The following is a 24,027-nucleotide window of genomic DNA, read 5'->3' on the forward strand; positions in this document are numbered from 1 at the left end:
TCTCAGAATCTATTAAAAGTAATAACTCGTCTATTGGTATGGTTCTCTCGAATATATAGATGTGAGAATATAATATCTCAATTGAAATGTAATACGATTCTCGTGGTCACCATTTATTCTCGACACTCCGTAACAAACTCTGTATAGTTGACCGTGATTAAGTACCGTTAATCCACTTATTGTGCTCCTCAAACGGTGATTCGGCTGTTCGAAGACGCTGGTCCATTGAAATAGCGATCGATAGGGCGATCGGTAGACTTCCGTCTTCCGTTGCGGGCGGGTATGCGTCGCTTACATGGACGAGGATTTCGGCATTTACCCGCTTTATACGGCCTAGATCGTACGAGCCCGACAACTCATAGCGGATGTACACCTTGGACGATGCATTCAGCTCTCTTCACATTACAAATGTATTAGATACCGATCATAATCTTTCAGAATCAGACCATATATAGATATATCTCAGAAAAAGCTTCTAATAGAAATCATCGGTATGTATCTAGACCATCCGTTTGTAGCCCGTTGTGAAAGCACACGATATTACACGAGTATGTGTGTAAAATATTTGCATCGAGCGCGGACGATCGTTTTGAGTTCCGACGGTATTCATCGGCTACATCACGACGCGAGTGCCGACCCCGCACAACCTTTATCAATCGATCGAAACGATATGTTACCATGCAACGTCAAACGGCCACACCAACTGTTAGCCGGTTTCCGGGCCCGAAAACGCAGGAGTGGGTCGATTTTCACCGGAACTCGGCCGCGACGAGTACATACGTCTACGAATTCGTCTGGGACATCACCGCGGACGCTGCCGGGCCGTTCTGTACCGACCCCGACGGGAACGTATTACTCGACTTCACGAGCCACGTCGGGGCCGCTCCCCTCGGCTACAACAATCCGAAACTGATGGACGACATTCGGGAGTTCGACCTCGTCGATCCGCTGAAGATAGCCGGACAGGACTTCTACGTGAGTACCGGCGGAACGCCCGCGGACACCGACCTCCCCGGGCCGTCTCATCTCATGGACACGCTAACGAACATCTGCGATCAGTACGGTCTCGATACCGTTTTCCTCTCGAATTCCGGCGCGGAAGCGGTCGAGAACGCGATCAAAATCTGTTACGACAACTGTCCCGCGCCCAAGTACGGACTCACGTTCGACGGTGCGTTTCACGGACGCACTCTCGGCGCGCTCTCTCTCAACCGATCGAAATCGGTACACCGGAGGAAGTTCCCCGAACTGAGCGGCATCCACGACGTTCCGCGCTCGATCGAGGGCCTCGAGCGACTCGAGCAGAAACTCGACCCCGATGTCGGTCACATTCCCTCGGATCAGGTCGCCTTTCTCATCCTCGAGCCGATACAGGGCGAGGGCGGATATCGGATACCCACCCCCGAGTTCCTGAGCCGCGTGAACGAGATCTGCTCGAAACACGAGATCCCGATCATCGCCGACGAGATCCAGTCGGGGATCGGTCGAACCGGTTCGATGTGGGCGTCCGATCAGTACGACCTCGAACCGGACGTCATCACCAGTGCGAAGGCCCTCCGTGTCGGGGCGACGATCTCGAGATCGGAGCTGTTCCCGGACGAGAAGGCTCGCCTCTCCTCGACGTGGGGTGCGGGAGATATTCTCGCTTCGATTCAGGGAGCGCTGACGATCGCCGCTATTCAGGAACATGATCTCTTAGCGCATGCACGACGGGCAGGCGAACGACTGCTCGCTCGACTCGAGGATCTCCAGGATCGGTACCCCGAGGTCGTCGATTCCCGCGGACTCGGTCTCATGATGGCCCTCGAGTTCGACACGACGGACCGTCGGGAAGCCGTAATCGAATCCGCGGTCGAACGCGGCTTGTTGACGCTCGGGTGCGGTCACAAGACGCTTCGCTTGTTGCCGCCGCTCGATGTCCGTGATCGTGAACTCGACATCGCGATCTCGCTTCTCGAGGACGCGATCGAGGACGCCGCGTAGGACCCGATTTCACGCCGCCGTTTCGGCGACAGTTACCGACTGAGTGGCGTTACCACCGCGCTGTTCGCGAATCGTCGCTCCCCGACCGCGAGATGAATCGATCAGGCCTCTGGGATCCGGACGACCGGTCTCGAAGTTGATCACGAGTCGACGAACACACCAACTTGAGGGAGAGGCCGCTCGCGGACGCCGCCGTCGCTCGAGAGGGGTTGGACTCTCCGGTCTGTCATCCCCCTGACCGTGTGGGGAGTCCGTTCGGCCTTCTCAGAAGATATCGCTCGTCGAGATAGCATGTCGTTTTCGGTGAACGTATACTCCGATTTCACTCTCGAGAACGGATGAAAATGGCATTCGATGATGCCCGTCGTCGGCGATAGCCGAGTCGATCACGATCGATCGTTACAGCTCCGAGATACGCGCGAAATTCCCGCTGAGTGGCTAATTCAACCCGAACTGAGGAGAGATTCTCCGGGATGTATTCGGAAACCGTATACGGGTCGCCATCGACTCGGCCCGCTACCGCTCGAGCAACGCCCCTTCGCTATCGAATGGCCGACCGGCACCTTCGCCTATCGCCGGGTTCGACAGCGTTCGTAGCCTCGGACGCTCTCGGCGCTCAGATAGCGCGTTATTTCGGGGGAAAGATTTTCCCCGGATTCAAGATTCCGTTGGGATCGAATGCCGCTTTCACTTGCCGCATAGTGTCGACCGTTCCGTCGTTGTACTCTACCGGAAGATACCGCTGCTTTCCGAGACCAACCCCGTGTTCGCCCGTTGCCGTCCCGCCGAGTTCGATGGCGTGACGGACGATACGCTCGTCGACGCGCTCCCCGAGGGCTCGGTGTTCCTCGTCCTCGACGCGTACCATGACCGTGTAGTGGATGTTCCCATCACCCGCGTGACCGAAACAGGGAATCTCGAGATCGTGTTCCGTTTCAATGGTCGAAATATACGCCATTAAATCCGCGTACTTGCTGATCGGAACCGTAACGTCGCCCGATGTGAGCATCTCTAACTTCGGATCGTACTCTTTGAGTGCGGACGCCATCTCCTCTCGGATCTCCCATAGTTCGTTCATCTCGGGCCCAGTCGCTCCGATATCGACATCCGTGATGTCGTACTCCTCGAGGATCGCGCGGCAGAAATCGACTTCCGCCTCGATGTCGTGATTCGCATGAAACTCGACGAACGCCATCGGGGCATGTGGAAATTCAGCGCCGAGGTATCGACACGCCATCCCGGCGCTGCGTTCGTCGATGAGTTCTATCTTTGCGACATCCACGCCCGAACGAACAATGTCGGAAATCGCCGCGGAGGCTTCCGTCCGATTCTCGAAGCGTACTCGGCCGCCCCAGATCTGCTCGGGAATGCCGGCGAGCTCGAGCGTCGCCTCGGTGACCACGGCGAGGGTGCCTTCGCTGCCGACGAGGAGATCCATCAGGTTGTACCCGCTCGAGGTTTTCGATGCCCTGCTTCCTGTTTCGATCACCGTTCCGTCGGGACGCACGGCCTCGAGGCGCAGGACCCAATCGTGTACCTCGCCGTATTTGACCGTCTGCATCCCGCTCGCGTCGTTGGCGATCATCCCGCCGATGGTCGAAATTTTCCCGGAGGAGGGAAGCGGGGGGAAGAACAACCCGTCTCGCTCGACCGCCTCGTTGATAGCCGACCCGAAGACCCCGGGTTGAACGTCGATCTGAAAGTCGTCCGCTCTGACGTCGACGATTTCGTCCATCTTCGTCATATTGAGGCTGATGCCGCCAGCGACCGGGACGGCGTGCCCTTCCAAACTCGTCCCGGCGGCATAGGGTGTGACGCTAATCCCCCGTTGGTTTGCTCCTTGCAATACTGCGGCGACTTCCGCCGTCGTTTCGGGCCACACTACGGCATCCGGCATCGTTCCTTCTTCGTCGGGGGTTCCCCAGTCGGTTTTGTGTTCTTCTCGACGGCGCGGATCGGTCGAGAACTGCTCAGCATCGAGTGGGGTGTCGGTGAGGAAATCGATATCCATGTGGTAAGATACCACTACATATGACTACTTATATGGTTCGGCGGAGACCGGATGCGACCGACCTTCGCCGAGAAAAACGCTAGCTGACCGCGTTCGAAAAAGTCCGGAAGGTACAACTGTAAACAGCGATCCTGCGCGAGTTGTATTCGCCCTTCTGATCAAAAATTGAACCGGTATATGGCGGGGAACCTTGAATATAACAAGTTCATGTGGGTTAACCCACAAAAAATTATAAATATTTCACTTGGCTTGTACCTGTTGCATGCTATCATCATTCATAGCAGGAGAGCCGACGCCGTTACTCGCAGAAACGCTACTAAATCCGGTCGTCATTCTGGCTATCGGCATCTTGATAGTCGTCGTGTTGCTCATGCGATTGGAACTGCCCGCATTCGTCGCGTTGATCGTCGCCGCGTTCGTCGTCGGCATTCTGTCGCCCGACATCGCCGTTCCGTCGGTCGGGCCCGAGGTCGCCGGTTCGTTCGGCGAGATCCTCACTGCGATCGGCATCCCGATCCTGATGGCGGCGTTGATCGGCAAGTGTCTCATCGAAAGTGGGGCGGCCGACCGGATCGTTCGGGCATTCCATTCGACGTTCGGGGAAGGCCGTGAGGGCGTCACACTGCTTGGAAGTAGTTACCTCCTGTCGATACCAGTGTTCTTCGACACCGTGTTCTACTTGCTCGCTCCGATCGCCCGCTCTATGCGGGCACGCACCGGCGAAAAGATGGCGCTGTACACCGCCGCGATAATCGGCGGCGCGTTCGCCGCTCACGCCCTCGTCCCGCCGACTCCCGGTCCGCTCGCGGTTTCGGGCGAACTCGGATTGGACCTCGGTCTCGTCATCGGGATGGGGCTCCTGATCGGCATTCCGTCGTCGATCGTCGGCGGTCTCGTCTACGGGCGCTGGATCGACGATCGGATGGATATCCCACTCCGTGAAGCGTTGGGCACGACGGCCGAGGATCTCAAGGAAACGACGCAAAAACCGATCGAGAAACTTCCGGGGACCTTCGAGGCTTTGCTCCCGATCCTGCTCGCGATTGTGCTCATCGCGTCGAACACTATCAGCACCACGTTTCTCCCCGAAGGCACCCAGATCGTCACTGCGACCGAATTCCTGGGAGACGCTAACATCGCGCTGACGATCGCCGCGATCGCCGCGATCTGGACGTTCTACCGGTTCGAGGCGGAGACGAGCGACGATTTCAGCGACGGCCTCACGAGCGCCATCAAGGACGGTGGTAACATTATCGCGATAACGGCAGCCGGCGGAGCGTTCGGTGCGATGCTCGGCGCTGCCGGAGTCGGCGACTTTTTCGTGTCGTTCATGGAAGGGATCGGCGTCGGACCGCTCATCACGGCCTGGCTCATCGCCGCCGTCCTGATCGTTTCTACGGGCTCGCTCACCGTGGCGATGATAACGAGTGCGACGATGATGGCACCGCTTATGGGGCAACTCGAGGTTCATCCGGTCTACCTGATGCTGACGATCGGAACGGGCTCGATGTTCTTCGCGTGGCACAACAGCAGTCCGTTCTGGATCATCAACGAAATCGGCGGGCTGAAACACGACGAAACGCTGCGGACCTTCTCGTTCGTCGGGTTCATCATGTCGATCGTCGGATTGGCGATGACGCTCGTGATCGCGACAATTTTCCCGATGGCCTGATAGGGTCGTTCGTACCTCTTTTCAGCCAGTCTGAGCAGAGGACGAGGTTCGGGGGACGAATCCGGCGACGGAGTATCTACGCCGGGAGAGAACTACGAACGACCCTATGAACTGCCGGAAGCCGTTTTCGTTAGTACCTATCCGAACAAACGAACGACGTAGCGGGCGATGTTTCCCGTCTCGCCGTCCCGCGAAACAGTGCCCTCAGCGTCCCGGATCGAGCACCTGAATCGGGTGGCGACTCGGTCGCTCGAGCAGCGAATCTAACTGATCGAGACAGGAGGTGCCGCTGGCGACGACGGTCCGGTCTTCGGTTTCCGGCTCGGTAAACTGCTCCCGAAGCACGTCGCCGACGGCCATACTCAGGTCGTAGTACTCCGATTTGTACCCGAAGCTTCCCGCCATTCCACAACACTCCACGTCGGACGTCACGACATCGTAGCCGGCGCGCTTGAGGACGGCAACGGTGTGGCCCTCGAGGCCGAGCGTCCGCTGCTGGCAGTGGCTATGGTAGGCGATTTCCGTGCCGATGTCGCCGCGGGCCGCGATCCGATCGTCGGGTCCACAGAGCGCGCTCGTCTCCGCGCCGTTCTCGAGGAGTCCGAAGACGTACTCGAGGAGTTCGTAGCTGTTCTCGGCCAGTGGTTCGTGAGCGTCTCCCGGAAGGAGTCGCTCGTACTCCCCCTGGAACATCGCGAGATCGCTCGGTTCGATGACGACTATGTCCCTTCCGTCCCCGATGTCGGGTGCGAGCGCGGCGTGAACGCCCCGTGCGTGAGACGACGCGGTGTCTATCATCCCCTGGGACAGCGGTGCACGCCCGCTCGAGGGGACGTCGGGAACGGTGACGTCGACGTCGAGCGCTTCCAGGACGCGAACGGCGGCCTTCCCGCGTTCGACCTGAACGTGGTTCGTGTACACGTCCGGATACAGCACCGCTTCGCGAACGGGATTGGACGGTTCGACGGTGTCTCGAGCCTCGAACCACGCCCTGAACGTCTCTCGCTGGAATCGGGGGAGTTCCCGCTCGTGTTCGACACCCGCGACCCGATCGAGCGCCGACCGCAACACGGACACGTCGGCGATCATGTTCGACAGCGGCGCGGTCCGGCTCCCCCACTTCGCGAGCGTTTCGAAGTTTCCGAACAGGCGCTTGCTCCGGTCGATACCCGTCGGCTCGTCGTCCGGGGTCAACCCGTCGACGAGGTGATCGAACGCCGATGTATCGGCCCCGTGGTTGATGCGGTCGCGGACGACCGTGTTGATCCACGGAATGTCGATGTTTACCGGACAGGCGTCGACACACCTCGAACACCCGGTACAGAGGTCGTTGAACTCGGCGGCGCTCTCCTCGCCGTGGACGCCGGTCTCCCAGCCGGTCGCGATCCCGCCCGAGTACGTCTCTCCCCCGAACGCGTGACCGCCCACCTGCTGGAAGTTCGCACACGAGTTCGCACACGCGCCGCATCGAATACAGTACAGCGTCTCGCGTAGCGCTTCGTCTTCGCGCATCGCCATTCGTCCGTTGTCCACTAGCACCAGGTGGAATGATCGGTCCGAGTTACCGGCGTCGAACGCTGGCTCGTCGGGTTCGGAAAAGTCGGCGACGGGCGAATCGACCGGCGGTCTAAACAACGATACGTACGCCGTGATATCCTGTCCCGCTCCGGCCGGTCCGATGAGGTTCAGGAACGGCGGCAGGTCCGCTATCGTCGGGATCAGTTTTTCGACGCCCGCGACTGCGACGTGGGTGTCGGGCGTGACGATACACTTGCGTGCGTTTCCTTCGTTCGTGATCAACGCGAGGGTTCCCGTATCGGCCGCGATAAAGTTCGCACCGGAGACGCCGATATCGGCCGTCGTGATGCGCTCGAGCAGGTATTCTCGAGCGAAGCTCGTTAGCTCCTCGGGCGTCTGTAGCGGTTCGTCGAGGTCGAAGTGTGCGTTGAACAGGGCGGCGATCTCCTCTCGAGACTTGTGTATCGCCGGTGACGCGATGTGGCTCGGCTCTTCCTCGGCGATCTGCAGGACGAATTCAGCGAGATCGGTCTCCCAGACGTCGAGGTCCGCCGCCTCGAGTGCGTCGTTGAGTTCGATCTCTTCGGTGGTCATCGACTTCGCCTTGACGACGCGTTCTGCCCCCTTCGATTCGGCGATTTCGGTCACGTGGCGGCGAGCGTCGGCCGCGTCCTCGGCGAGGTAGACGCTTCCACCGTTTTCGGTGACGGTGTCGCGAACTTGCTCGATTAGCTCGGGCAGCCGATCGATTGCGTCTTTCTGAATTCGACGCGCCTCGGCCCGGTACTCCTCGAGATCGTCCATCTCATCGTAACGGCGATATCGACCTTCGTTAAACGGCGTGACGGTTTCGTGGACGGTTTCGCCTTCCGTTTCGAGGAGGTGTCGGATCTTCGCCGTCTTCTCTCGACGGGTGAGTTGGTTTGGTTGGTCCGTCATATTATCTGTCGGTGAGGATGATTACGTCGACTTTCTCGGGTCCGTGTGCACCGTATACCGGAGCGCCCATGTCTGCGGTTGCGCTCGGTCCAGTCGTGATGACTGCGCTTGTGAGGCCGTCGTCGATGGCTTCCTCGAGTTCCGAAATGGCGTTTGCGAGGGTGGGAACGATATCGCTCGCGGCGAGTACGATGACGTGTTTGTCGGGGTAGAGACTCGTGTGCTCGGCTCCGTCGAACCTCGAGGTGACGACGATGCTGCCGTACTCGGCGATGGCCGGTCCGCCGGCAGTGACGCCCGTCGACGCCGCGAGTAGCTCCTCGCCGGTCGGGTTGAGCGTTATCGGATAGTCCGCGAGCGAGATATCATCGAACGGCAGCGCCACGCCGATCGTGGGCGGGTCGAGACACGCCTCGAGTGTTTCGTCGAAATCGTCGGTAGCGGTACGTCTGATCCGCACCGGAAGGTCTGCCAGGGATTGTTCGAACGCGTCTACCGGCGTCGTAGTCATACAGATGGAATCTCAACGAATCTAATTAAGCGTTTCGACGGTCGGAATCGGTCAACGGGATGAATCAACGCATGCGTTCGCGAACTCTTTGTCCGAAACTAACTACGCGTACAGAAACTGTGTTTTCGAGAGGGGAAAAGATGTAATAGCTAGCAGAACGACCAACGGACGATGGAAGGACAATCGAAGAAGATTCACGCAGTCGAACGATCCCTCGAGATCATCGAGATAGTCGCTGATGCCGAACCAGCGGGGGTATCGGAAATCGCTCGGGAGATGCCGGTTTCGAAGAGCACCGTATACACGCATCTCAACACGCTCGTGGAAAACGGCTACGTAACCAAAGACGGGGATACCTACCGGCTCAGTTGTAAATTTTTAACTCTCGGCTCGTCCGTACAGGAGCGGTTCGAACTCTATCAGATGGCCAAACAGCACATCGACGAACTGGCGAGCAAAACCGGCGAACCGACGAATCTCGTCGTCGAAATGGACGGAAAGGGTATCTGTCTCTACGCGACCAACCCCAGAAACTCGGCCGACGTGTTCATGTCTAGCGGCGAGCGAAATTACATGCACGCAACTGGGACGGGGAAGGCGATCCTCGCTCACATGCCGGATTCCGAAGTCGAAGCAATCGTCGATCAGCACGGCCTTCCGGAACTCACTGAACATACGATAACCTCTCGCGCAGAACTGTTCGAGGAACTCGAGCACATAGCGGAACGGGGATTGGCGTTCGACCGTCAGGAGACGATCCACGGACTGTACTGTATCTCGGCTCCCGTCATCGTCGACGACGATGTCATCGGCGCAATAAGCGTTTCCGGGCCCGTCAATCGGTTCACGAACGAAGAGCGGCGGGCAGAATTGAGCGAAGCGGTCGAAGAGATAGCGAACGTCATCGAACTTCGGTTCGTTTTTTCGTAGTCGGAACGGTTTCGGGTACTTCGTGAAGCGATTTCCCGACTCCCGCTCTCCCGACCGGCTTTCGGTAACGAAACTCCGTCGCAAATCGTTTTCCATAGCCGAAATACTATTCGATCGGATAGAATATTGATTCGCAAGTGGTGTTCGCTCCCACCTGCTCGTTATCTTTGACTGCTAATTCGACCGATGCACCACGACGGTTTTCAGGACGGTACCACTCAGGAGAGTACCGCGCGCCGAACGGTATACTCAGCCGTAGCACCGGCTTCTTCCTCCGCTTTTCAGATCTGTATGGACGTTCTCGTGAGAACGGATCTCTCGAGGCTTCGCGAACTCAGGTCGGTTTTCCTCTCCGAAACCCACAGTTTCCTCTCTCAAACGCTCTCCCTCCAGTAGTACTTACCGCTGTCTCGACTCCCGCTCGCTATCCTCCTTCTATTACGGATATATGATTGTAATACCTCCCACTACTGTGTCCCTCACAGTCCGAATTCGGCCCGCACTGGTAGCGAGGAGTCGCTCCGGAAAATCCTATAGATCTGATAACATCTTTCCGATATTGGAATACTAGTAACCGCCTGTTCTCTTCTGTCTACTAGCTGGTCCCCACAGGTTGTTTTAGAGTTCGTATCGTTCGCGGTATCGGTTCGGCGGGGGTACGAGCGGGTTCACAGGGTCGCCATCAGCGTCGTCTCCGATCGATCGAAGGTGAGCCGGTCGACCTCGACGTCGATTGCGCTCGCTCGCGAAAGTGTTCAGAGACCCGGTGACGGAACGCGAACGCGAATTGTCGGCATTTCACCGAACGCGGCTGTCGGCGTCTTACCGAAGAGCGTATAGTTCTGTACACGAGAGGTATCACCCTGTATGGTGAGAACGGAGTTTGAACTTCCTGATGTCGGCGAAGGAGTGGCTGAAGGAGAACTTGTTACGTGGCTCGTCGATACCGACGAGCACGTCGAGGAGGACCAACCGATTGCGGAGGTCGAAACCGACAAAGCGTTGGTGGAAATCCCATCAGCGTACGATGGCGTCATCGTCGAACGACGCGCCGAGGAAGGTGAGACGGTCCCGGTCGGTGATGTGCTCGTGGTGTTCGACGTGGACGGGGAGTCCGCCGACGACGCTGACGCGGGGGGCGCGACCGACGGGTCGGACTCGGCCGAAGCAGTACCGGATCCATCCGGGCCACCGGAGTCCGTCGAATCGGGGGTCGGAGACGGACCCAGTCTGCCCGATGGACGCGTGTTCGCCCCGCCGAGCGTCCGGAACGTTGCGCGCGAACTCGGCGTTTCACTCGAGGCAGTCGAACGCGCCGGATCCGGCGATCGAATTACGGAACGGGACGTGCGTGAAACGGCCCGCCGAGACGCCGGAGACGTTTCCGGCGGATCGGATTCATCCTCGGTTGCGGTTGAGCAGGGGGCGGATGCTTCCACCGTTGCGGGCATCGAGCGCGACGAAAGCGAACAGGCTGACGGGCAGTCCGCGTCCGCTTCCCTCGAGGCCGCCGGTCGAGATCGAACGCTGGCGATGCCGGCGACCCGTCAACTCGCCCTCGAGGAGGGCGTTTCTCTCGACGACGTTCCGGCGAGCGAACGCCGGGACGGCGAACCGTTCGTCACGCCCGAGGACGTTCGAGCGTTTTCGCGCGGTGACGGGCCAGCCGCGACGCCGTCGTCCGCTCCCGAGACGCCTTCTCGGGCGGGCACCGACGACGAGCGTCCAGGCGATCGGATTCCCTACAGCGGGGTAAGAAAAACCATCGGCGAGCAGATGGCGACCTCGAAGTATACTGCACCCCACGTGAGCCACCACGACGAAGTCGATGTCTCGGAACTTGTCGCGGCCCGAAGCCGCCTCAAATCGGAGGCCAAAGCGCGCGAGACGAAACTCACGTACATGCCGTTCGCGGTCAAAGCAGTCGTTGCGGCGCTGAAGGAGGTGCCGGCGATCAACGCCGAACTCGACGAGGAGACCGAAGAGATCCTCCTCCACGACGAGTACAACATCGGGATCGCGGTGGCCAGCGATGCCGGGCTCATGGTGCCGGTCATCGACGATGCGGATCAGAAAAGCCTGCTCGAGTTAGCTCGAGAGATCAACGACAAGGCCGAACGGGCTCGAGATCGGTCGATCGGACTCGAGGAGATGCAGGGCGGAACGTTCACGATCACGAACGTGGGTGCGATCGGCGGCGAATACGCCTCGCCGATCATCAACTACCCCGAGGCGGGCATTCTCGCGTTGGGGGCGATGAAAGAGCGGCCATGGGCCGAGGACGGCGAGCTGGTGGTTCGCGAGACGATGCCGATTTCGATGTCGGTCGATCACCGGATCGTCGACGGTGCGGAGGCGGCACAGTTTACGAACGAGGTCAAGCGATACCTGAACAATCCTGAACTGCTACTACTAGACTAATGGTGATGGGAGATGTGCGGACGGCGACGGATGTATTGGTAATCGGCGGCGGACCCGGCGGCTACGTGGCGGCGATTCGGGCCGCCCAACACGGGCTCGACGCGACGCTGGTCGAAAAGGACGCCTACGGCGGGACCTGCCTAAATTACGGCTGTATCCCCTCGAAAGCGATGATCACTGCGACGGACGTCGCACATGACGCGGCGAACGCCGAAGAGATGGGCATCCACGCCGACCCGTCGATCGATATGCGAGCGCTCGTCGAGTGGAAGGACGGCGTGGTCGACCAACTCACCGGCGGCGTCGAAAAACTCTGTAAGGCAAACGGCGTCTCGCTGATCGAGGGCACCGCGACGTTCATCGACGAGGACGCCGTTCGGGTCGCCCACGGCGGCGAAGGCCAGGGGAGCGAGTCGATCGAGTTCGAACACGCCATCGTCGCCACCGGAAGCCGCGCGATGTCGATTCCCGGCTTCGACTTCGCCGACGACCCTGTCTGGTCCTCGCGCGAAGCGCTCGAGGCTGATGAGGTCCCGGACGAACTCGTGGTGGTCGGCGCTGGCTACATCGGGATGGAGCTCTCGACGGTCTTTGCGAAAGCCGGTGCGGACGTGACTGTCGTGGAAATGCTCGAGGATGCCCTGCCAACCTACGAGGACGACATCGCACGCGTCGTCAGGGAGCGAGCTGAAGCCCTCGGCATCGACTTCGAGTTCGGTCTGGGCGCGAGCGAGTGGCGCGAGACCGACGAGGGAATCGAAGTCGTCGCCGAGGACGAAGACGGCGAGCAGTCGGTGTTTGAGGCCGACCGCGTGCTCGTCGCAGTCGGTCGCGAACCCGTCACCGACGAACTCGAGGTGGACGAAATCGGTCTCGAGACCGACGAGCGCGGCTTCCTCGAGACTGACGAGTATACACGAACGGACCTCGAGCACGTCTTGGCAGTCGGAGACGTCGCCGGCGAGCCGATGCTGGCGCACAAGGCCAGCGCCGAAGGGTTGGTGGCGGCCGGGGTCGCGGCGGGCGAACCGGCGGCGCTCGACCAGCAGGCGATTCCGGCGGCGGTCTTTACGGACCCCGAAATCGGGACGGTCGGGATGACCGAAGCCGAAGCCGAAGAGGCCGGGTTCGAGCCCGTTGTCGGAACAATGCCGATGCGGGCCAGCGGCCGAGCGCTCTCGATGGACGAGTCGGACGGCTTCGTCCGGATCGTCGCCGACGAAGATACTGGGTTCGTGCTCGGCGCACAGGTCGTCGCGCCCGAAGCCTCCGAACTCGTCGCCGAACTCGGCCTCGCGATCGAAATGGGCGCGAAACTCGAGGATATCGCCGGCACGGTTCACACGCACCCGACGCTCTCGGAGGCGGTGATGGAGGCGGCCGAAAACGCGCAGGGAAAAGCGATTCACACGCTGAATCGGTAGGAAAATTCGGTGTCGAGCCGTTCAACAGATCGTTTCGAACTCGAGGAACGACTCAGCGATCGACGGTCTCTTTGATCGCCTCTTCGATTTTCGGCGGATGCGGAATGTAGTAGTCTTCCATCGAGAGGAGCGGAACGGGAACGTCGAAGCCGGTGACCCGGTTGACCGGCTTCTCGAGGTACATGAGCGCCTCGTCGTTGATGGTGGCGACGACTTCGCCGCCGAAGCCGCCGGTTTTGGCCGCCTCGTGGACAACGACGCACCGGCCCGTCTTCTCGACCGATTCGACGACGGTCTCCTTGTCGAAGGGGGAGATCGTTCGCAGGTCGATCACTTCGGCGTCGACCCCCTCGAGGTTGTCGACGGCCTCCATCGTGTTGTGCATCATCGAGCCCCATGAGATGACGGTGAGATCCTGGCCCTCCCGTCTGATCGCCGCCTCGCCGAGCGGTTCGGTGTAGGAGCCTTCAGGAACCTCGTCGCGGATCGAGCGGTAGACGTGTTTGGGTTCCATGAACAGCACCGGATCGGGATCGCGGATGGCGCTGATGAGCATCCCCTTCGCGTCGTGGGGTGTCGACGGAATCGCCAGCTTCAGGCCGGGTATGTGCCCGTAGGCTCCCTCGAGACTCTCTCCATGGTGTTCTAACGCCCGGACGCCGGCACCGTAGGGGGTTCGGACGACCATCGGTGCGGTGAGTTCGCCTCGCGTCCGCCAGCGAATGCGGCTGGCGTTGGTGACGAGCTGATCGAACGCCGGCGGGAGGAAGCCCGAGAACTGGATCTCTGCAATCGGTTTGTAGCCGTGTGTTGCGAGTCCGACGGCGGCCCCGGCGATGGCGATCTCCGAGAGCGGAGTGTCGAGGACGCGCTCTTCTCCGAACTCCTCGAGCAGGCCCTCGGTGGCTCGAAAGACGCCACCGGACTCGGCGACGTCCTGTCCAAAGACGACCGTCTTGTCGTCGCTGGTCATCTCCTCGTGCAATGCGTCGTTGACGGCTTCGATAATTGTCGCGTTCATTGTGTCCCCTCTGTTATCCCTTCGGTCGGTGTTCGATGTGGTCGTACATATCCGGTCGTTCCTGGAGGAGCTCCCGGAACTCCTCGAGTTGGCGCTCGAGTTCCGGGGGTTTCTCCTCGTAGAGGTAATCGAAAATGGCCTCGATGCCCCGATCTTCGAACGCGTCCGCGGCGTCGACCGCTTCGGAGAACTCCGCTTCGACTTCCTGCTCGATCGCATCCTCGTCGATCGCGTCCCAGCGCCCGGTCTCCTCGAGGAACGACCGATAGCGCTCGAGCGGATCCTGTTCCGCCCACTCTTCGACTTCCGATTCGGATCGGTACCGGGTCGGATCGTCGCTCGTCGTGTGGGCCCCCCGTCGGTACGTCACGGCTTCGACTAACACCGGGTTCCCCTCGAGTGCGCGCTCTCGCGCCTTCGAGACCGCGTTGTAGACGGCGAGGACGTCGTTGCCGTCGACCCGAATGCCGTCCATTCCGTAGGCCAGTGCCTTCTGGGCGACCGTCTCGGCGTTCGTCTGCCCGTCGAACGACCGCGAAATCGCGTACTGGTTGTTCTGACAGAAGAACACGGCGGGCACGTCGAGCACGCCGGCGAAGTTGATCCCTTCGTGGAACGCGCCGGTCGAGGTCGCGCCGTCACCGAGGTTTGCGAACGCTACCCTGTCTTCGCCCTCGAGTTTCATTCCCCAGGCTTTGCCGGTGACGACCGGAATGTGCGACCCGATCGAGATCGCGAGGCCGAAAATGTTCGCGCCGTCCATGCGCGAGGCGTCCTCGATGCCGCGCCAGTACAGGAGCAGGTCCCGCATCGAGAGCCCGTGCATCAACAGCGCGCCGGTCTCCCGGCCGTACGGAAAGATCCAGTCGTCGGGCGAGAGGGCGAATCCGCCGCCGATAATGCTCGCCTCTTGGCCGCGGCCCGACGGGTACGTGCCGAGTAGACCGCGGCGCTGGAGTTTCGTGGCTCGAGTGTCGAAAACGCGCTGGAGCAGCATCCAACGATACAGATCGAGGAACGCTTCGTCGTCCACGTCGGGAATCCGGTCGGCGTCGTAGGATCCGTCGGGACGGACGACCTGATAGGTGTCCATCTCCAGTTTTGCTTGCGAGAGCGGATCGATGCCGACGTCGACCGACTCGGTGGAAACTGGTCGTTGACTGTCGTTCATCTCACAATGTAGATGTCGTCATCTGCGATATAAATCTTTGTAACCGTCGCTTCGCGCCGCCGTGAGTCGGGACATCTTCGAGGGCGATTTTCAGTAGCCGCCGTCGCCGGGATCGATGCGGGAACGCGAGTCCGTCAGGTCGTGACTCGAAGTTCACACGCTCTGGGACTAAGGGAGACCGAATCAGAGGGGTATGCAATTGTGAACGTTCCCATTCTCGACACGGTGGTGGGCTATAACTGGGTGGTGTGCGTTCCGAACGAACCGCGTAGTTAGGTTATACCACTGACACCAGTTAACACGTCCCGAAAGGTTTAAGACCTATTCCCCGCACATTACAGACCATGCAGGATAGACGTGCATTCATACAGCGCACCGTAGCTGGGGGAGTAGGGGCTGCATCACTCGCGTTCGCAGGATGTCTGGGAGACGACGAGGGAGACGGGGATTTCCCCTCCCAACAGTTTCACGGCGTCATTCCGTGGGGACAGGGCGGTGGAACCGACATTTTCACGAGAGAGATCTGGCAGGAGATCGCGGGCCAAAACGACGTCTCGATCGGGTTCGAAAACGTCACGGGTGCGGCTGGCGTTCGGGGGATAACCGAACTGTACGGCTCTGAACCGGACGGATACACGATCTCGCCGATGAACTCACCATCCGTCGTCCCGCTTCTCACCCAGGATCCGGGATTCACGATCGACGAATTCAGACATATCGGCGCGTACACGCAGACCGTCTGGGTGCTCGTGACGGATCCCGATCTCGACTTAGAAGAGTTCGACGAGGTGGTCGAGGCGTACGAAAACGGAGACATCGAATCGATCTCGGGTCAGTCGCCGGGCGAACCGAACCACGTCCTCGCGGAATCGTTAAAGTCCGAACTGGACGTGCCGTGGGAAAATTACGTCGCCTACGACGGGAGCGGCCCGGTGATACAGGCCGTCGCATCAGGCGAGGTTTCGGCGGGTATCGTCACCGAGACGGCGGCGGCCGACGCGGAGGATCAGATCGATATCATCGCGGCGCTGTCGAGCGAGGGAAGTCCCGTCTTCCCGGACCTTCCAGTCTACACCGATTACGGGTACGAGCCGGAAATCGACTTCATGGGCCAGTTCCTTCGATCGTTCATGGCGCCGCCGGACACGCCGGACGACCGAATCGACATTCTGAACGAGAACCTTCAGGAGGCCCTCGAGAGCGATGAACTGCAATCGTGGGCCGACGAGACTGGGAATCACCTCGAGTATCTAGGCGGCGAAGCGGAAGTCCTCGAAGTCCTAGAGGAGAACCAGGAGCGCATCCCGGAAATCATTGATTTAGACGACCTGGAATAGAGCGCCTACGTAGCATGATTCATTCACTCTATACGTCAATGAAAGGTCGAGTGACCTCAGAGCAGTTGATGCTGGTCGCGATGCTCGGGGTTTCGAGCTACATGCTCATCGAATCGTTTTCTTTCTCCTACGAAGCCGGGATCTTTCCACGGTTCGCGGCGGTCGTGGCGGTTTGTGGCTGTGTTCTCTTGCTCGTCAGGGCGTACCTCCCGGAGCCGATACGTCAGGTGGTCACCGAATCGGCGGGGATGTTCGACCAGTACGACGAAGAGTTTCAGGGATCGGAAGACGATACAAAATCGAGTGAAGGCGAGGTTACCGAGGACGAGGATACCGGTGCAATTGAGGGTACGGATCGCGGGACGGTCGAAGATGGCGACTCGGATGCGGTCGAGAATGCCGACATAGATTCGTCGAAGCAGGCCATTCTCGTGGGTCTGCTCGCTGGCTACGGGCTCGTCGGATACGTGATCGGTCTCGTCTGGGCCACGCCCCTGTTTATCCTCGCCTTCGCGAAAGCATTCGGCCTTCCGCGGCTTATGACCCTGGTGATCGTCGTAATTGGGCTTGTTGCCGCGTTCGCGTTCAACTCGATACTTCCCGTAAACATGACTGACGGAGTGATATTCTAACCGATGGTTCAAGAATCGCTCTTCGGCGCGATGGAAATCCTCGTCACCTGGCCGACCGCGGGCTGGTTGCTGGTAGGCCTCTTGGCGGGGATCATTATCGGAACGATCCCCGGTCTCGGACCGAACCTCGGTCTGGCGGTCGTCCTCCCGTTGACGATGCGTCTCAACGGTCCCGATGCGATCATCCTGCTGATCAGTATCTACAGCGGAGCGATGTACGGCGGGAGTATCGCGGCAATCTTGATCAACACTCCCGGAACCGCCGCGGCGGCGGCCACGACGTTGGACGGGTATCCGATGACTCGACAGGGTCGTGCCATGGACGCGCTTTCGATCTCGGCGACGGCGTCGGCAGTTGGCGGTGCGTTCGCCATCGTCACGCTGATTCTGTTGACGCCGTTCTTGACGACGATCGTGCTCATGTTCGGGTCCCCGGAATACTTCCTCATCGCGCTGTTCGGGATCGCATTGATCACCATCGTCGCGCAGGGGTCGATGGTCAAAGGCCTGACTGCGGGCGCGTTCGGACTTCTCCTTTCGACGATCGGCTTCCCAGTTGCCGCCGGGCAACCGAGGTACACCTTCGATACGTTCATCCTCTATGACGGCTTGGATTTCGTCGCCGTGTTAATCGGGATCTTCGCGGTGGGTGAGATGATCAAACTGGCCGGGGAGAAAGGGAGCCTAGCGAACAAGGACCTCAGTTTGAGCGGAAACGTCCTCTCCGGCGTTCGGAAGGTCGTAACCGCGCCGGTAACCACCATTAAATCCGGGTATATCGGGATGTTCATCGGTGCAATTCCTGGCTCCGGAGCGTCGATATCGAACTTCATCTCCTACGCGGAGGCGGTCCGAAGCGGGGGTGGCGACAAGGAGTATGGAGACGGCAATTACCGCGGTGTGATCGCGTCGGAAGCGTCGAACAACGGAACCGTCGCGGGTTCGCTTATCCCTACCTTTTCGTTCGGGATTCCCGGAAGCGGTGCTACTGCCATCCTTCTCGGCGGCCTGATGATGCACGGTCTGCGTCCCGGACCGGAACTGTTCACGGACAACGTCGATATCACGTACAGCATCTTTCTGGCCTTGCTCGCCGGAAACGTCGTTATCCTGTTGTTTGGACTCCTCATCATCACTCGAGCGGTGTACATCACGACGATCGATACCGATTACATCATTCCGGTCGTCATTGCCGTCGCTTCCCTCGGTGCGTTCGGGCTTCGAGGGAGCTGGCTGGACGTTTTCACGGTGCTCGTCTTCGGCATATTCGGCTTCTTCATGATGAAGCACAACTACTCGATAATCGCGTTCGTTCTCGGGATTGTTCTGGGACCGATCGCTGAAGAAAACCTCGTCCGTTCGTTACAACTGTCCGAGGGCTCGCTCTGGATATTCGTCAACGAGCCGATCCCGCTGGTGCTTACGTTGCTGACCGTTGCGGTGATCGCGTCCCCGATTCTCACCGTTGTTCGATCGGCAGTTAGCGGCGGTGATCGATAGCTGTCACTCCGTTGGCGGAGCGATCTATCGGCGATCCTCCGCCCCGCGCTATCTGCTCGAACTACGCCAGATCGCCGGCTGAGACCAGTAAACATAAGTCGATGGACACTGTCGATTCAATTACTATTGGGTGTGAATACCGATGAAAATTACAGACGTTCAAGCGACGACGCACACCGTACCGGCCGACGTCCCTGGCATGGACGAACCCGACGAAATGACGCTCGCGTTCGTCTCCGTCGAAACCGACGAGGGGATCACCGGCTACGGTGAAACCGGGTATCTTCACCCCCCGGCGAGCGTCTCGTTCATTAACGACCACATTGAACCGTTGCTGACGGGACGGAATCCGCTGAACAACGAACGGATCTGGAACGACCTGTACACCGAACTCAACCCCCGAGCACAGACCGGTGTCTGGAGTACGGCCGTGAGCGCCGTCGACATTGCCCTGTGGGATATCAAAGGAAAGCAGTACGGCGAACCCGTGTGGCGACTGCTCGGTGGCGCCGACGATACGGTTCCGGTGTACTACACGATCGGACAGGCGATTCGAGACGAACAGCGACTCGCCGGGGTCGCAGAACAACTCGTTTCGGACGGCGCAGAACGGATCAAAGTTGTCGTCGGAAAGGGCGAGTGGGCGACCCCGAGGGTTGACGAGGGACGAGTAACCGCCGTTCGAGAAGCCGTCGGCGAAGACGTCGAGTTGGCGATCGACGCGAACTACCTGTACTCGCTCAACGAAGCGCTCGAGTTGTGCAACCGCCTCGAGTCGACATCGATCAGCTGGTTCGAGGAGCCGGTGTACGGAAACGACGCGTCCCTGCTCGCCGATCTCCGTTCGCGGACGCGCGTTCCGATCGCCGCGGGTCAGAACGAGGGGCATCGCTTCCGTCATCGGGACCTTCTCGAAGGCGGCGCGGTCGACATCAGCCTTCCGAACGTCTGTTTCACCGGCGGGTACACGGAAGCGGCGAAGGTTGCGGGAATGGCCGCGGCGTTCAACGTCGATGTCTATCACGGCGGCGGATGGCCGTTCCAGAATATGCACCTCCAGGCCGGGCTAGCCAACGGCAAAATGGTCGAGTTCCACGATATCGTCTGGGAGATCGGGAAAATGATTTACGACGCGCCGCCCGAACCGACCGGCGATTCCATCACGCTCTCGGACGAACCGGGACTCGGTCTCGAACCCGACCTCGACACGCTCGAGACGTATCGGGACGATTAACAGACATCGACGCTTCAGTGAGGTCCCTCTCGCGGCCCATTCGATAGTTCGTTTTCCCCGCGTTCTGGGAAAGAGTGAATAGCCGCGAGTACAACTGATCGATATGGTAATCGTTGCTGCGGTCGACCGATCCGCAAGAGCCCCGGAAGTCGTCGAACAGGCTGAACGTCTGGCGGTGGCGTTCGACGACGAGATTCACGTCGTTCACGTCCTGTCCGAGTCGGAATTCGTGAGTTTGGAACGAACGAGCGTCAACAACACCGGCAACGCACTCGACATGGATCGAGTGCGCGAAGTCGCGGCGACTGTCGCGGACGAGGCGGCGTCGAGTATCGATTCGCCAACCGAAACTGTCGGAATAGTTGGGGATCCATCGGATCGTATCCTCGAATACGCAGATGACCAAAACGCTCGTTATATCGTTGTAGCAAGTCGAAAGCGATCTCCCGCCGGAAAGGTTTTGTTCGGAAGTGTTGCCCAATCGGTACTCCTGAACGCCGGGTGTCCCGTCGTCGTTTCGGCCGGCCAGTAGCCCGTCTCGGCGGCAATCTGGGTTCTTTTATCACTTAACGAGCGAACGAAATCTGCTGATCGACCGGCGTACAGAACAGGTTTGCTTTCGGCCAGAAGCTTTTCAACCGTGGGAACTTATACCAAAATATATGTCAGAAAGCGAATTATTGTTCTCTTCGGGTGATTCCGAGGACCATGAGACTGACCTCGAGCGGCTCCGCGCCGAACGCGACTTCTGGCGGAATCTCTTTGACCAGTTGGTCGATGAGTTCCCAGAGTCAGTCGTGGTCGTCAACGACGAAGGGACGATCACGCACTGGAACGACGCTATCGTCGAATTGATCGGCGCGACTCGAGCGGAGGCGGTCGGTAACCAGGCGATCGATATCGTCGGCACGGAGGGTGTCGACGAAACGTTGGCGGAGAAAATCGCTCGAACGGGAGAACCGGTTCGAGAGGACCGAATCCGATCGGGGGAAACCGACGGTGAGAACTGGCACGTTCGAGCGGCGGGCGTTCCGCTATTGACGCCGGACGGCGAATCTATCGGCGCGTTCGAGTACGTCAGTAGCGTCACGGAACTGGTCGAGCAACGCGAGGAATTAGAACGGATTCAGGAGTCGATCGGCGAGACCGTCGAGGGGGCTGTCGAAGAGTTACTCGCCGCCGCCGAAACGAACGCCGAGACGACCGAGGAGGTCGACGAACTGGCGGGCCAGCAGGTCGAGAATCTGGTCGAGGTTCGCAATGAGATGGAGTCGCTATCGGCGACCGTCGAAGAGATTTCCGCGAGCGCCGAAGAGGTCAGCAGCCAGAGCGAGGTCGCCGCCGAACTGGCCGACGAATCAAAGGACGCGACTGCGGAGATCGTTTCGATGATCGACGACGTTCGACAGGCGACGGACACTCTCTCGGAGAGCAGTCACGAACTCGAGAAGCGTATCGTCGAGATCGACAAAGTCGTGGACGTGATCGACGGGATCGCGGACGAGACGAACCTTCTCGCCGTCAACGCGAACATTCAGGCCGCACAGGTGGATACCGGAGCCGAAGGGTTCGCCGTCGTCGCCGACGAGGTCAAAGAACTCGCGGATCAGTCGAAGGAGGAAGTCGGAACGATCGAGGAGATCGTCGATGACGTTCGGGAAAACACGACGATGACGATCGAAAGCGTCGAAGCGACGATCGACCGCGTGGAGGATGCGATCGAACGGGCCGGAGCGGTCGACGACAAGCAATCCGAAATCAAATCCGCCGTAGAGGAGGCGACGACCGGCATCGAACAGATCGCCGGTACGACCGACGATCAGGCCGCGACCGCCGAGGAAGTCGCCACGATGCTCAGCACGTCCGTCGAACAGATCGAAGACATGGCGACCGAAATCGAGACGCTCGCGGAAACGAACGTGAAGCAGACAAACAAGGTGCACGAAGTTCGAGACGAGGTTCGGGCGCTCGAGGGGGACCTCTAGTGGCTTGGGTCGCCACTAGCGTCCACGAGCGAACGGTTGTTGCCGAACAATCACCCGTCAGGAGATCGCCACTCTTTCTGATGCGTCGATAGTTCGGCGATTCACGCCTTGTTGTTTTCTCATCTCTTCTAACCGGAAAGCGAGAGATAGTATCGACCAGAAGTGTATACAGCTATCGTATACCACGATTTGCACAACGCGAATACCATTCAGAATTACAGGAGTATTCATGTAAACTAATTTGTTCGTTCCCGCGAATAACGCCCGGATCTTTCGCTTCTCGATAACTCGCTCGAACGAGTGGAGGATCCTCGCGGCTCGCAGTATATTTGTATACGGAGAACGTATACGAGATAGCGCCTCGTGACTGATCGTTCGCTCTCGAGAGACGAGAGTGACACTCACCGGTTTCGATTTGTTTCGAAAAGTAGTCGCAACTGATCAGTTCCGAAATCGCCTACAGACCGAGCGCATCGCTGGCGACCGTCGTTTTTTGGATTTCCGTCGTTCCCCCGATGATACTCAGGATTTTGGCGTCCCGATAGTAGCGCTCGAGGGGGAGATCCGTCCGGTACCCCTTCCCGCCGTGGACCTGTATCGCGTTTCGGGTGACGAACTCGGCCGTTTCGCTCGCGACGTACTTGGCTTTGCTCGACTGGCGCGTGCTGGCGTCGTCGTTGGCGATGGCGGCCGCGGAGTCGTACACGAGGTGGCGCGCGCCGTCGAGACGTGCGTCCATGTCCGCGATCAGCACCTGCACCGCCTGATACTCGCCGACGGCCTGACCGCCCTGCTCGCGGTCGCCTGCGTACTCGAGCGCCTCCTCGAACGCGGCGGTGGCGATGCCGGTTCCGATCGCGCCCAGCCCCGTTCGGGCCATGTCGATCGTTCCCATCGCGATTCGAAAGCCCTGGCCGACTTCGCCCAGCAGCGCCGAATCGTCGATCGGAACGTCCTGCAGACTCGAGTTGCCCGTGACGTGCCCGCGCATTCCCATGAACTTCGACCGATCGAAGGTGAATCCGTCCCGCTCGTCGACGCCGGGGGCCAGGAAGACGCTCACGCCGTGGCTCCCTTCGGGCGTCGGTTGCTTTCGGGCGACGACGAGGTGGACATCCGCGACGCCAGCGTTCGTTCCGAACGATTTCTCGCCGGTGAGGTGGTACCCCTCTCCGTCCTCGCGTTCTGGGGCAATCGTCGACAGTTCGGTCGGGGAACTCCCGGCGTCGGGTTCGGTCAGCAACATCGCCCCCACGGATTCGCCGCGAATCATGGGCTCGAGATACGTTTCCTTCTGCGTTTCCGTCCCGAAGTTCGCGATGGGAAGCGCGGCGAAGGTGTGGCCGTGTATCGTCTCGGCGACCGCGCCGCTGACCTGTGCGATCTGTTCGATGGCGAGGCAGTACGACAGGAAATCCGACCCCTCGCCGCCGTCGGCTTCGGGAACTAAAATCCCCAGCAGTCCTCGGTCGCCCGCCTCCTCGACGACCGCTCGAGGGAACTCGTCCGTCCGTTCGATGCGCTCTGCTTCGGGGTTCACGACCTCGGTTGCGAACGACGCCGCTCGATCCCGGAACTCACGGTGCTCCTCGGAGAGGGCGTTCTCGATGAGAGTCATACACTGACATACGCGGGCCACACCACCATAAAAGTCCCGAGATAGCCAATGACGGGTTCGTCTCGACGGCATCGTCGTCTCCGCCCCGTCGTCGAGGTGGACGTGGGCCAGTCGTTCGTT

Annotated in this window: 17 protein-coding genes; 11 read left to right on the plus strand and 6 right to left on the minus strand. The window is 59.8% G+C overall.

Annotation, left to right across the window (positions count from 1 at the left end; translation table 11 throughout):
- Positions 1 to 678 precede the first annotated feature (678 nt).
- Positions 679 to 1,983: a class-III pyridoxal-phosphate-dependent aminotransferase gene (locus ACYQ14_RS21175; RefSeq protein ID WP_459891213.1), complete on the plus strand. Its 1,305-nt coding sequence runs from the start codon at positions 679 to 681 to the stop codon at positions 1,981 to 1,983.
- A 628-nt stretch (positions 1,984 to 2,611) separates the two neighbouring features.
- On the opposite strand, the gene ACYQ14_RS21180 is transcribed toward ACYQ14_RS21175, so the two are convergent.
- On the minus strand, positions 2,612 to 3,994 hold the full coding sequence (locus tag ACYQ14_RS21180) for an FAD-binding oxidoreductase (protein WP_459891215.1): 1,383 nt from the start codon (positions 3,992 to 3,994) through the stop codon (positions 2,612 to 2,614).
- Between the two features lie 262 nt (positions 3,995 to 4,256).
- On the opposite strand from ACYQ14_RS21180, the gene ACYQ14_RS21185 reads away from it, so the two are divergent.
- Positions 4,257 to 5,666 carry a GntP family permease gene (locus ACYQ14_RS21185; protein ID WP_459891217.1) on the plus strand — a complete coding sequence of 470 codons (1,410 nt, stop codon included), beginning with the start codon at positions 4,257 to 4,259 and terminating at the stop codon, positions 5,664 to 5,666.
- Between the two features lie 204 nt (positions 5,667 to 5,870).
- Here ACYQ14_RS21185 and ACYQ14_RS21190 read toward each other — a convergent pair whose 3' ends face one another.
- The gene (locus ACYQ14_RS21190; RefSeq protein WP_459891219.1) at positions 5,871 to 8,123 is read right to left on the minus strand and encodes an LUD domain-containing protein; all 2,253 of its coding nucleotides are present in this window, start codon (positions 8,121 to 8,123) and stop codon (positions 5,871 to 5,873) included.
- 1 nt (position 8,124) lies between these two features.
- Positions 8,125 to 8,634: an LUD domain-containing protein gene (locus tag ACYQ14_RS21195; RefSeq protein WP_459891221.1), complete on the minus strand. Its 510-nt coding sequence runs from the start codon at positions 8,632 to 8,634 to the stop codon at positions 8,125 to 8,127.
- A gap of 171 nt (positions 8,635 to 8,805) precedes the next feature.
- On the opposite strand from ACYQ14_RS21195, the gene ACYQ14_RS21200 reads away from it, so the two are divergent.
- The 3 genes from ACYQ14_RS21200 to lpdA all read left to right on the plus strand — a co-directional run bounded on the left by ACYQ14_RS21200 (position 8,806) and on the right by lpdA (position 13,409).
- Positions 8,806 to 9,564 (plus strand): IclR family transcriptional regulator, encoded by a 759-nt coding sequence (locus tag ACYQ14_RS21200; RefSeq protein WP_459891223.1) that lies wholly within the window; start codon positions 8,806 to 8,808, stop codon positions 9,562 to 9,564.
- Positions 9,565 to 10,431: 867 nt separating this feature from the next.
- Positions 10,432 to 11,985, plus strand: a complete 1,554-nt coding sequence (locus tag ACYQ14_RS21205) for a dihydrolipoamide acetyltransferase family protein (protein ID WP_459891225.1) — start codon at positions 10,432 to 10,434, stop codon at positions 11,983 to 11,985.
- Positions 11,985 to 13,409 (plus strand): dihydrolipoyl dehydrogenase, encoded by a 1,425-nt coding sequence (gene lpdA / locus ACYQ14_RS21210; RefSeq protein ID WP_459883764.1) that lies wholly within the window; start codon positions 11,985 to 11,987, stop codon positions 13,407 to 13,409. The genes ACYQ14_RS21205 and lpdA overlap by 1 nt, the downstream gene beginning before the upstream one ends.
- Positions 13,410 to 13,461: 52 nt before the next feature.
- On the opposite strand, the gene ACYQ14_RS21215 is transcribed toward lpdA, so the two are convergent.
- Both ACYQ14_RS21215 and ACYQ14_RS21220 read right to left on the minus strand, forming a co-directional pair.
- On the minus strand, positions 13,462 to 14,430 hold the full coding sequence (locus ACYQ14_RS21215; protein ID WP_459891227.1) for an alpha-ketoacid dehydrogenase subunit beta: 969 nt from the start codon (positions 14,428 to 14,430) through the stop codon (positions 13,462 to 13,464).
- A gap of 13 nt (positions 14,431 to 14,443) precedes the next feature.
- A complete protein-coding gene (locus ACYQ14_RS21220; protein ID WP_459891229.1) occupies positions 14,444 to 15,601 on the minus strand; it encodes a thiamine pyrophosphate-dependent dehydrogenase E1 component subunit alpha in 1,158 nt (385 codons plus the stop codon).
- Positions 15,602 to 15,945: 344 nt separating this feature from the next.
- Here ACYQ14_RS21220 and ACYQ14_RS21225 point away from each other — a divergent pair, with 344 nt between their 5' ends.
- The 6 genes from ACYQ14_RS21225 to ACYQ14_RS21250 all read left to right on the plus strand — a co-directional run bounded on the left by ACYQ14_RS21225 (position 15,946) and on the right by ACYQ14_RS21250 (position 22,289).
- Entirely contained in the window at positions 15,946 to 16,938 is a 993-nt protein-coding gene (locus tag ACYQ14_RS21225; RefSeq protein ID WP_459891231.1) for a Bug family tripartite tricarboxylate transporter substrate binding protein, read from the plus strand.
- 50 nt (positions 16,939 to 16,988) lie between these two features.
- A complete protein-coding gene (locus ACYQ14_RS21230; RefSeq protein WP_459891233.1) occupies positions 16,989 to 17,570 on the plus strand; it encodes a hypothetical protein in 582 nt (193 codons plus the stop codon).
- A gap of 3 nt (positions 17,571 to 17,573) precedes the next feature.
- The gene (locus ACYQ14_RS21235; protein WP_459891235.1) at positions 17,574 to 19,070 is read left to right on the plus strand and encodes a tripartite tricarboxylate transporter permease; all 1,497 of its coding nucleotides are present in this window, start codon (positions 17,574 to 17,576) and stop codon (positions 19,068 to 19,070) included.
- A 142-nt stretch (positions 19,071 to 19,212) separates the two neighbouring features.
- Entirely contained in the window at positions 19,213 to 20,304 is a 1,092-nt protein-coding gene (locus tag ACYQ14_RS21240; protein ID WP_459891237.1) for a mandelate racemase/muconate lactonizing enzyme family protein, read from the plus strand.
- Between the two features lie 103 nt (positions 20,305 to 20,407).
- The gene (locus ACYQ14_RS21245) at positions 20,408 to 20,836 is read left to right on the plus strand and encodes a universal stress protein (protein WP_283839074.1); all 429 of its coding nucleotides are present in this window, start codon (positions 20,408 to 20,410) and stop codon (positions 20,834 to 20,836) included.
- A 130-nt stretch (positions 20,837 to 20,966) separates the two neighbouring features.
- Complete coding sequence (locus tag ACYQ14_RS21250; protein ID WP_459891239.1) at positions 20,967 to 22,289, plus strand: methyl-accepting chemotaxis protein; 1,323 nt, start codon at positions 20,967 to 20,969, stop codon at positions 22,287 to 22,289.
- Positions 22,290 to 22,746: 457 nt separating this feature from the next.
- Here the strand turns inward: ACYQ14_RS21250 and ACYQ14_RS21255 are convergent, their stop codons facing one another.
- Entirely contained in the window at positions 22,747 to 23,907 is a 1,161-nt protein-coding gene (locus tag ACYQ14_RS21255) for an acyl-CoA dehydrogenase family protein (protein WP_459891241.1), read from the minus strand.
- Positions 23,908 to 24,027 lie beyond the last annotated feature (120 nt).

Source organism: Halostagnicola bangensis, from assembly GCF_054653435.1.